Raw genomic sequence first — 10,434 nt, 5'->3', positions numbered from 1 at the left:
GGGGGGGGGGGGGGCTGCAAGCGCTAACGATGAACTGCTTAAATGCGGGGTGAAATTAAACAGTTCAAAGATCAATGTCGGCTGCAGTGCAGTTACAGCTGAACAATTACTGCTGTGCTATTACTGCAATATAAGCTTGGGTGAGATTAAAGCATTTCTTTTGCGATCAAATGCAACAAAAACGTCTCGCGCTCAATGCTCATACCCTTTTTAGGACTTTCGGCCATCGTCTTTTCATTATGAGCAATCGCTTCATGGATGTTCATCCACACAGGCTTCATTCCGTTTTTAACTTCGTAATCTTCGTAAGCCGTCTCACCAAGTTCACGATCGATCTTGCAGGAATAGCAGTAGGAAATCATATGCATGATATCTGCATCATCTTTGTACCAAGGGCGAAACTCTTCAAAAATGCCAAACGGCTTAATACCATGAATGTTCTTTGCACCCGTCTCTTCTTCAAGCTCTCGGACCATGCCCGCAATCACATCTTCGCCTTCATCTAAACCACCACCAGGGATGGTGTAGTCGTGGTAACGCTCGGTATACAGCATCAGAATATCTTCACCATCTAAAACAATCGCTCTGGCGGCATTACGCTTATAAACTGTTTTGTTATCTAGGTGATCGATATCTGGGTGAATGATGGTTTTTAGGTGTCTCATGGCTCTAACTGCTCAACTGAATTTGGCGGCATCATATCATAATCATTCATAGATTCGAGGTTCATAGCGGTTCACATCAACACGCCTTCTAACTTTGTACCTCATAGCCGATAAAGCAAGAAAACATCACATAACCTCTGAAAAGCCTTCACTCAACAATTCATGCCCTTCTCTCGCCCGGCTAGCTTAGCTTGATCTAGCCCTCAAAAAGCAGCTAAACATGGCGAAATATCAACCTATTTCAATATCTTGACCAAATTAGGACAACCTTTTCTGAAATCTAAAATATACTCATTTCATAGAGCTTCTCATTTGGTTCTGTAGAACTTAACGCATTCAATTATAGAGTTATGACGTAGGAGATAAGCATGAAGAAAATTGGTTTGATGGCTGTATGTGCCGTTGTATTAGGCGGTTGTGCAAACGACTATGCAGAATATAGCGAAGGCCAACGTGTTTCAGTCGCTAACCCAGCAGCTGTTTATTGTGTTCAACAGGACGGTGAATTAGATACGGTTACTGAAAACAATCAGCGTACAACTTACTGTGTATTCGATGACGGCGAGCGCATTGAACAGTGGGAGTACTACCGCAATAACCATGAGCAAGAAACTGAAAAGTAATCACTTCTATTACAAGTTTCCAATCTCAAAGCTGTAAAATCCTCCCCCTAAAAACTCAATTATGTTACGTAGACTGTCTGCCATAAGGCAGCGGTTTACCGTACACACACACCAATTGAACACTGTTTTATTTCTGACACAGCTCTGACATTAGCCTAACCTACACCGATAGAATGCCCGCCTGTTACAAAATTTTACACATAGAATTATTATGAAAAGCCAATCAAAAACGAAAGAACAAACTCAAATGTCATTTGAACTGCCAGAGTTCACCCTTTCTCAGTCGACATCTCAAGTGATCTACAAACGCTGCCAAACCGCTCTCATTGTTTTAGCGATTGGTATTGTCGCAAACCTTGCGCTTCGAATTGATTTCGTATTGTTGAATGGCAATGTTGGTGAGATCTCGGTGACCGAGATGCTGCAGCAGTTACTGCTTATTATCTCGTCTGGGTCCTTTGCTTATCTAGCAAGAGAGAAGCGCGAAGTTAAGCATGCAGCTATGCTCATCAGTGCATTTTTCGGTGTGATGTTTATTCGTGAAATGGACTTTTGGTTCGACAAGATTGTACATGGCGCTTGGGTTGTTCCTGCCCTATTGGTTGCTGGTAGCGCAATCTTCTATGCGATTAAAAATGGTAAACGAACCATTGATCAACTTGCGCTTATTCTTGCTTCCCCACACATGAATTTGCTAGTGACTGGCGTGATGCTTTTGTTGGTGTTCTCGCGCCTATTTGGCATGGGCAGCTTCTGGCACAATGTTATGGGCGATGATTACGTTCGAGCGGTTAAAAATATCGCTGAAGAAGGCACTGAGCTTCTAGCTTACTGTCTGATTGCCTTTGCTAGTTTAAAGACCGTTATTGGCATCACGAGAAAGAAATGATCACCTATCGCCACCAGCGATGTGTGTGATCGGATTCTGGATCTAAATAACGATTCAATAAAGTCAGGTTAGTATCTAGTAGAGCTAGGTATTCCCTGACTTTTTTTATGTCGGCATCCACTGAAGTCTGCTGGATACAGCGCCCCAATACGGGGAGTAAACCGGCCACAATGTCAAAGTGAGATGAACACCCAACGAGTTCCTTTACGGCTATCAGTGCTTCCAAAGACAGTCTTTCTGGCTCCCGCCTCACCAACTCCAAATCTCGCTTAAATACGCCCGCACAAACACCTTCAAGATAAACTCGATAGGTCGTCAGTACATCCATTAACAGAAACAATTGCCCTTGAGCACTTTGATGTGGGTATGGCACTGCAACATGAGCCTCTAACAGGCAATCTATCTGCAAATCGACTCCAAGTGCTGAACACTTTTCGACGAGAACTTTAAGCAAACCTTGCTCGTCCATGAACGATTGAATTTCGAATATACGTTGTAAGTGGTAGTCATTAGAAACAAACGTCACCTGCACACTCTGCCCGCGAGCAAACAGCCCGCTTTCAATCATTTCTGAGGCCAAGTTCTGAATGTTCTCGACAGTGTTAGTCGAATACTGCTCGAGTAAAATCGCCCCTAAGGAAAAAGGATGCTCTCGCTGATTTTCAAGCTTCCTAAAATATTGGTGCATCGCATCGGCTTCAGACAGGGTCTGCCCTTTTGTTACTCCACCACAAAACGCTACCGCGGTTTGCTGATTCGAATCTTCTACCAAAGGCTCCGCCAGATACTCAACCAAAGCATCAACTCGACTGATTCCTTCATCAGTCAATTTATTCTCATTAAGTCGCTTACCCAGCACAATAAGGAGGTGATTAATGCTCATTTTATGTTCAAGTCTCGTTTTGGGGATTAGATAGAGTGAATTATGTATACAATACTTGTTAACAAAAGTATTTTGAAATTCTTATATGTTGCTCGCAATAATGCTCACGATTGATAGCGACATCTTAGGTAATACAAGAATAGACGTGTCGCTTTACAGCAAACATAGCACGCTCTTGTATTTCATCGCTCTATGCTTATTAGCACTAGTCGATAAAAGAGCCCTTTCAATCAATGAATACGCTCAATCACATAGCTGTTTCACCCAAAGAACAGGTTCACTCAAAGAAGTGAAACTAACTAAATACAAATTTTACACAGAGTTCGTACATCGAACCGTCTTCACAGGAAGTTACTATGCTGTCTATTTTTGACATTTACAAAATCGGAGTCGGGCCTTCCAGCTCCCATACCAACGGACCAATGATCGCTGGGTTCAACTTTACCCAAAAGATTGAATCTGTACTTGGTCAAGTTACCCGTATTCAAATTGACTTATACGGCTCATTGTCACTGACAGGTATTGGTCACCACACAGACAGAGCGACCTTATTAGGTTTGCTAGGTAACCGCCCTGACACCATTAAAATTACCAGTGCTAACCAAGCAATGCGTAAGGCGATTGAAGACAAATCTCTACTGGTGAGCGGTAACCATGAAATTCATTTCGATGTAGAAAGCGACCTGCTCTTCCACAAAACCAACCTTCCGCTGCATGAAAATGGCATGACTATCTCCGCGTTTGACGCAAGCGGTAACCTTCTGGATATGGAAACCTACTACTCGATTGGTGGTGGCTTTATCGCAACCGCTGATGAGCTACAAAACGGCAAACAGGAAGCAGAAACACAAGTTGAGTTTCCTTTCTCTTCTGCTGACCAGTTGCTTGAACTCTCAGAACAACAAGGACTTAGCCTTGGTGGCTTAATCCTGCGCAATGAAGTTTCATTCCAAGATATGGATGTGATTGACCAGAAAGCCGACCAAATTTGGAAGGTAATGTCATTGTGCATGCAGCGTGGTTTTGACACCGAAGGCATTCTTGATGGCGGTCTAGAAGTCACGCGTCGAGCACCTGCTCTTTTGAAAAAGCTTGAAGCAAATGCCTCAATTGAAAACGATCCAATGGAAATCATGGATTGGATTAACCTGTTTGCCTTTGCCGTGAGTGAAGAAAACGCAGCGGGCGGTCAGGTTGTCACATCACCGACCAACGGTGCTGCTGGCGTTATTCCTGCAGTTTTGATGTACTACCATCGCTTCATCAAAGAGCTAGACACTAAGCAGCTTAAGGACTTCTTGGCAGTCTCTGGTGCTATCGGCATCTTATACAAAACCAACGCTTCGATTTCTGGTGCAGAAGTAGGTTGTCAGGGTGAAGTTGGCGTATCTTCATCAATGGCTGCTGCTGGCCTAACTGCCCTGCGTGGTGGTAGCAACGAGCAAATCTGTATTGCCGCTGAGATCGCGATGGAACACTCACTGGGCATGACATGCGATCCGATCGGCGGGCTTGTTCAGGTGCCATGTATCGAACGTAACGCAATGGGTGCAATGAAAGCAATTAATGCATCGCGCATGGCATTGAAACGTACCAGCAAGTGTCTTATCTCGTTAGACAAGGTTATCGAGACCATGTACCAAACAGGTAAAGACATGAACAAGAAGTACCGTGAAACTTCTCTAGGCGGCCTGGCCGTGATTCACATGGCCCCCCCGTGTGAGTAACAGACTAGAACACGAGTGGAGAAAGCCTCTATAGAGGCGGCATTCGTGTAAACTTAGTTTTCAATATCTCAACAAAGCCAGCCACCAAGCTGGCTTTTTTATTGGCTAAAGCCCAGCAGACAATTGAAAGTGATACTCACTCAACACTTTTACAGAATACGCCCCTCTAATTTTCCCTTTATTAGTTCATTACTTAGCCACAAATGATGATGACTGCATTTCACACCGCCATGTATCCACTAGCAAAATCTAACATTGCAAATTTCATTCATGAGAAATATGAATGCACTCATAAGAAAAGATATATCGAGCAAAGTCCTGTTTGGGATAGATGTTTCAGTTTATGTATTACTAGTAATGATATTATAATCGGGTAATTAAACTACATATCAATACAAATGTGAGAATAAAATAATGTGGAATAGATTAAACAAATCAATGATGTTCTGCCAGATGATGTTTGGGCTTTCGTTCTATGGCGTCATGGTGATCTTGACTCGTTTCTTCCTTGAAGATCTGAACTACAATGAAGCCGACACCATGATGGTTGTTGGTGCTTTCTCTGCAATCGGACCGCTATTTGCTATCGCAGGTGGCTTCATCGCCGATAAATTTTTAGGCGCATACCGATCTTTGACTATTGCCTTTTTAGGCTTCGCAAGTGGTTATGTTTTACTGGTACTCGGTGCAGCTGCTACCAATGTACCGATGGCATTATGTGGTATCGCTTTAGCAAGTTATGCACGTGGTTTGATGTCCCCTTCTTACCCAAGTCTTTACAAACGCACGTTCAAAACTCAAGAAGATTTTGAAAACTGCTACCCAATCAACTACTCAGTAAACAACATTGGTGCGTTACTAGGCCAATACTTGTTCCCAATGCTAGTGCTTGTTGTTGGTTTCCACGGTGGTTTCCTTCTTTCTGCTGTTCTAGCAGGCGCTGCGCTTCTAATGATGATCTTTGTTCGCAAGGGCCTTGTTGAAGCAAGTGCTGAAATCGATCAACAACCAGTAAGCACTAAAAACTGGGCAGCCTTCCTTGGCCTTTCTGCAGCTATGATTGGCTTGGTATTTTTCATGTTCTCTAACATGGATATTGGCCAAAACATCGTATATGCAATTGGCGGTGCAGCGATCATCTACTTTGTCTCTTTGATGATGAAATCGAAGAAGTCAGACATGCTGAAAATGGGCACAATCTTAATAATCACATTCCTGACGACCTGTTTCTTCGTGTACTACGGCCAGATGATGACGTCGATGACTATGGTAGCAATCAACACCATGCGTGGTGACCTATTTGGCTTCATTCCTGTTGCACCAGAAGCGTCAATGGCGATGAACCCACTATGGTGTATGGTTGCGGGCCCTATCATCGCGGGTATCTTCTCTAACCTAGAAAAGAAAAACATTAACTTCTCTACGGCAACGAAAGTCGGTTTCTCATTCATTCTAACGGCTATCGCTTTCGGTATCCTAACAATGGCAGTAACCACAGTTGGTGATGACGTTCTGATTCGCCCTGAAGTATTCCTAGCGATTCACTTCTTCCTAGCATTTGGTGAAGTAATTGTTGGCTCTATGGTTGTAGCCTTCATCTTGTCAGTTGCACCTAAGCACATCGAGAACTTCTCAGTAAGCTTGTTCTCTGTTGCTATCGCACTATCGGGCATTGTTGGTGCCGTATTCTCAACGTCTATTGCACTAGAGAAAGGCCAAGAGATCACACAAGAGATCGTGCAAACGGTTTACGGTGATTACTTCCAAATGCTGACTGTTCTTGCAGTCGTGATGGTAGGTATCGCAATGGCAGCATCGTTCATTATTCGTAAGATGCTAGAAGCTGCGAAAGCCGCTGATGAAACAATTGAACTAGAGCAAGCTAACAGCTGATTACTCTCACGTTCAACCGCTCTAACACATCAAGCCCTTTAGTTTTCTAAAGGGCTTTTTTTGTCAATGAGTTTGACCCACACAGATCGAGGAGTTCTGGTTAGATTGCACTTATGTAAATTATGGTAAATGATAATTATTAGTATTGAGAGTTTTCTGGTTCAGGATTATGATGTCGAAATCAAAATTCAAGAGAGCCTTATATGAGCAAGCCTAGCCCTATCACATTAACCGTTACTCAAACCTTAACCATTACTCCAAACATGCAGCGTATAACGCTTAGCGGTGAGGGATTAAGTAAATACCCAACAGAATGTGCCGGCGGCTACATCAAGCTTTTATTCTCACCACTCGGCAATACAGATTTAAGCCAATTGAATGAAGGTGAGCGTCCAACCATGCGCACTTATACTATTCGTCAGTACAACCCAGTAGAGCAATTCATCGAAGTCGATTTCGTTCGCCACATCACTACAGATTTGCAATGTGGTTTTGCTGCAAGATGGGCAATGAACGCACAAGTGGGTGATACTATTTCAGTGGCTGGTCCGGGTTTAATCCAAGGGCTAAATCTTGAGTCGGATTGGTTCTTCTTAGTCGCAGACATGACTTCACTCCCTGCGCTTTCCGCAAAAGTAAAATCACTTCCAGAGCACGCGAAAGGTCACGCTGTGGTTCAAATCAACTCAGCAGCAGACAAGCAAACTCTTGAAGCGCCTAAAGGCATCAAAATCACTTGGTTGATTGAAGATGAAACTGAACAAACACTATCACAAACCGTTCGCAGCATTGAATGGTTAGACGGTCAGGTTTCAGTATGGACAGCGTGTGAATTTGAAAGCATGCGCGAGCTAAGACAGTACTTCCGTAACGAAAAAGAAGTCGCAAAGGAGAACATCTACATCAGCAGTTACTGGAAACGTGGCGTCACTGAAGATGGCCATAAAGTGCTGAAACAACAAGATGCTCAAGCTTTAGCGAACTAAAGATCATTGCTACAAAAGCACTTAAGCTAAAAGCACAAAAACAAATTGAAAACGCCCTTAACACATCATATCGTTAAGGGCGTTTTAGTTTGAATCCGATAAAGAGCAAAACCGGACTAAAAATTAAATACTCTCGCCTACTTCAATCTCATAGCCAAGATCCAACTTCGCAATCCACTCTTTATTACCTTTTAAACGCGCCACAACTTGTTCTGCCGCGACTTTACCGATCTGCTCCCTCGGTGTTACTACAGTCGCTAAACGAGGTGTCATCGCCACTGTGATGTCGTGTCCGTGGAAACCGGCAATCGCCATCTGCTCTGGTACTTGAATACCGCGTCTCACACATTCGTAGAAAGCACCAATCGCTAAGTCATCGTTAGTACAGAAAATGCCATTCACTTCAGGGTGCTTCTCTAGTAACTCGCCAATCAGTTTTGCACCAAGAGTAAACGAGGAAGCGTCTTCCGTTTGCAGTGTCACGGGCGACTTGTCGGCTTCTTGCATCGCATGTTCGTAGCCCGCCATTTTTAAGCGAGTTCGCTCGTCCATACGTGCTGCTAAATAAGCAATATTGGTACGCCCTCGTTCGAGCATGGTTTTAGTCATAGCCCTAGCCGCTTCGAAGTTATCAAAGCCAACAGCTTGTTCAATTCTTGGCGATACCGAGTCCATAATCTCAATCACAGGAATCGACGCGGTCTGTAGCATCTTACGCGCTCTATCGGTATGCACATTTTCAGACAGAATAATTGCATCCACATTGTATGAGAGCAGCGAAGCAATACTCTGTTCTTCCAGTTCTGCGCTATAGCCATAGTGGGCAATCATGGTTTGATAGCCTGCTGGTGCGGTGACTTGCTCGATACCACGAATAACTTCAGCAAAAACTTGGTTAGTTAGCGAGGGAACCAACACACCTATTGCATTACTCTTTGCATTGGAAAGAATGTCTGGTGCACGGTTAGGGATATAGCCCAGTTCATCGACTGCGGCATTGATCTTGTCTCGTAGCACTTCTGAGACTTGAGAAGAATCTCTCAGACAGCGACTCACGGTCATCTTGGTGACACCAACTAAGTTGGCAACATCTTGTAATGTTGGACGTTTTTTCTTATTCGACATCATTAATAATTGTTATTTTTGAGTTATGTTACTGGTAACAGTGTATCCAACTGACTTGGAATTTGAAGCCTAATTTACTAAAAGGTTGATATAGCATCACAATTACAAACGCCCTCATAGCGAGGGCGTTATACATTGTTTAAGCGTTAACTTCCGTTCTTGGAGACTGACTCCAAGTCACGTGAAACTTTTCAGCCTCATCTCTATCGACTCGCGAATAAGTGTGGGAACCAAAGTAATCCCGTTGCGCTTGCAGTAAGTTCGCTGGCAATACTTCACAGCGCAACGAATCAAAGTAACTTAATGCTGAACTGATCCCCGGCATCGGCACACCATATAAGGCCGAATTAGCCACAGCAATACGCCAAGCCAACTCACGCTCTTCCACTTGTTTGATGAAAATCTCGTCAAACAACAAGTTCGTCAACTCACTATTTTGTTGGTAAGCCGACGTGATACTTTGCAAGAAAGCAGCACGGATAATACAACCCGCTCGCCAGATCTTAGCTATTTGAGTGAAGTCTAGGTTCCAGCCTTCTTTGTCTGACGCTGTTTTCAACAAGTCAAAGCCTTGAGCATAAACAGATAGCTTGGCGCAGTAGAGAGCGTCATGAAGCTCAGAGACTACCTCCGCTTTGTCCAACTGGCTGGCATCCGCAATATTGCCTTTTAGAAGCTGACTCCCTTGAATACGTTGTGATTTTTGACCGCTCATTGCACGAGCATAGACCGCCTGTGCAATGGTTGGCGTTGGACAACCCTCTTGTAGACTATTCACCGCAGTCCACAATCCAGTGCCTTTCTGCCCAGCCTTATCCAGCACAACATCAACAAAAGGCTTCCCAGTAACAATATCGTCTTGCTGAAGAATATCGGCGCTGATTTCCATCAGGTAACTGTTTAGAACACCGTTATTCCACTGTTCGAAAACTTGGCCAATCTCTTGAGCTGGCATGTCCAGAACATCACGCATGAAATGATACACTTCGCAGATGAGCTGCATATCGGCGTATTCAATGCCGTTGTGCACCATCTTAACGTAATGACCGGTGCCAGAAGGGCCAACATACGCCGCGCACGCCTCACCCGCTTCAAATTGAGCAACAGGTAAACCGTTTACATCCACTTTAGCAGCAATCGCTTCCCACATTGGTTTTACATATTGCCAAGCAGACTGGTCACCACTCGCCATTAGCGCAGGGCCAACACGAGCCCCCTCTTCACCACCAGAAACCGCGGTACTGAAGAAACGTAGCTTGCCCTTATAGTTCAACTCACGAGTCTCGGTATCTGTCCATAAACTGTTACCTGTGTCGATAACAATGTCGTCACTCTCCAAACCTGCATCAAGCAGATTATTTACGACGATATCGACAGGTTTTCCTGCAGGAACTGATAACGCAATAACACGCGGTTTTGCTAAGCCCTGGAGCATATGTTCAAGGCTAGTGCCTTTAGTGAATTGACCTTTACCTTCAAAGGATTCATTAAGCTGTTTCGCTTCTGAATTTGCGCGATCGACGTTGTCAGCGTTTAAATCAAAACCCGCGACGTTGAATCCATTGTCGAGTAGGTTGAGCGCCAAGCTTTTGCCCATCACACCCAAACCAATCATCGCGATGTCATTTTTTATCTGAGTCATG

Annotated in this window: 9 protein-coding genes; 5 read left to right on the top strand and 4 right to left on the bottom strand. The window is 44.0% G+C overall.

The annotated features are described in order from the left end of the window. Positions 1-146: 146 nt before the first annotated feature. Positions 147-665, bottom strand: coding sequence for an NUDIX hydrolase (locus BCV39_RS04305; protein ID WP_102431483.1), 519 nt, complete (start codon positions 663-665; stop codon positions 147-149). A 368-nt stretch (positions 666-1,033) separates the two neighbouring features. On the opposite strand from BCV39_RS04305, the gene BCV39_RS04300 reads away from it, so the two are divergent. Both BCV39_RS04300 and BCV39_RS04295 read left to right on the top strand, forming a co-directional pair. Then, positions 1,034-1,288: a DUF333 domain-containing protein gene (locus BCV39_RS04300; protein ID WP_017079683.1), complete on the top strand. Its 255-nt coding sequence runs from the start codon at positions 1,034-1,036 to the stop codon at positions 1,286-1,288. Positions 1,289-1,499: 211 nt separating this feature from the next. After that, positions 1,500-2,177 (top strand): hypothetical protein, encoded by a 678-nt coding sequence (locus BCV39_RS04295; protein WP_048663358.1) that lies wholly within the window; start codon positions 1,500-1,502, stop codon positions 2,175-2,177. A gap of 4 nt (positions 2,178-2,181) precedes the next feature. On the opposite strand, the gene BCV39_RS04290 is transcribed toward BCV39_RS04295, so the two are convergent. Continuing rightward, entirely contained in the window at positions 2,182-3,060 is an 879-nt protein-coding gene (locus BCV39_RS04290) for a YdcF family protein (protein ID WP_102431482.1), read from the bottom strand. Between the two features lie 356 nt (positions 3,061-3,416). Here BCV39_RS04290 and BCV39_RS04285 point away from each other — a divergent pair, with 356 nt between their 5' ends. The 3 genes from BCV39_RS04285 to BCV39_RS04275 all read left to right on the top strand — a co-directional run bounded on the left by BCV39_RS04285 (position 3,417) and on the right by BCV39_RS04275 (position 7,666). Further along, complete coding sequence (locus tag BCV39_RS04285) at positions 3,417-4,787, top strand: L-serine ammonia-lyase (RefSeq protein ID WP_102431481.1); 1,371 nt, start codon at positions 3,417-3,419, stop codon at positions 4,785-4,787. Between the two features lie 414 nt (positions 4,788-5,201). After that, entirely contained in the window at positions 5,202-6,680 is a 1,479-nt protein-coding gene (locus BCV39_RS04280) for a peptide MFS transporter (RefSeq protein ID WP_048669525.1), read from the top strand. 203 nt (positions 6,681-6,883) lie between these two features. Continuing rightward, on the top strand, positions 6,884-7,666 hold the full coding sequence (locus tag BCV39_RS04275; protein WP_102431480.1) for a siderophore-interacting protein: 783 nt from the start codon (positions 6,884-6,886) through the stop codon (positions 7,664-7,666). Between the two features lie 123 nt (positions 7,667-7,789). Here BCV39_RS04275 and gntR read toward each other — a convergent pair whose 3' ends face one another. Next, complete coding sequence (gntR, locus tag BCV39_RS04270; protein WP_102431526.1) at positions 7,790-8,791, bottom strand: gluconate operon transcriptional repressor GntR; 1,002 nt, start codon at positions 8,789-8,791, stop codon at positions 7,790-7,792. Between the two features lie 139 nt (positions 8,792-8,930). Continuing rightward, a complete protein-coding gene (gene gndA / locus BCV39_RS04265; RefSeq protein ID WP_102431479.1) occupies positions 8,931-10,433 on the bottom strand; it encodes an NADP-dependent phosphogluconate dehydrogenase in 1,503 nt (500 codons plus the stop codon). Between the last annotated feature and the right edge of the window lies 1 nt (position 10,434).

Source organism: Vibrio sp. 10N.286.55.E10, from assembly GCF_002872555.1.
In the GTDB taxonomy this organism is placed as follows: Bacteria; Pseudomonadota; Gammaproteobacteria; order Enterobacterales; family Vibrionaceae; genus Vibrio; species Vibrio crassostreae.
This window is presented reverse-complemented; position numbering and strand designations above follow the sequence as displayed.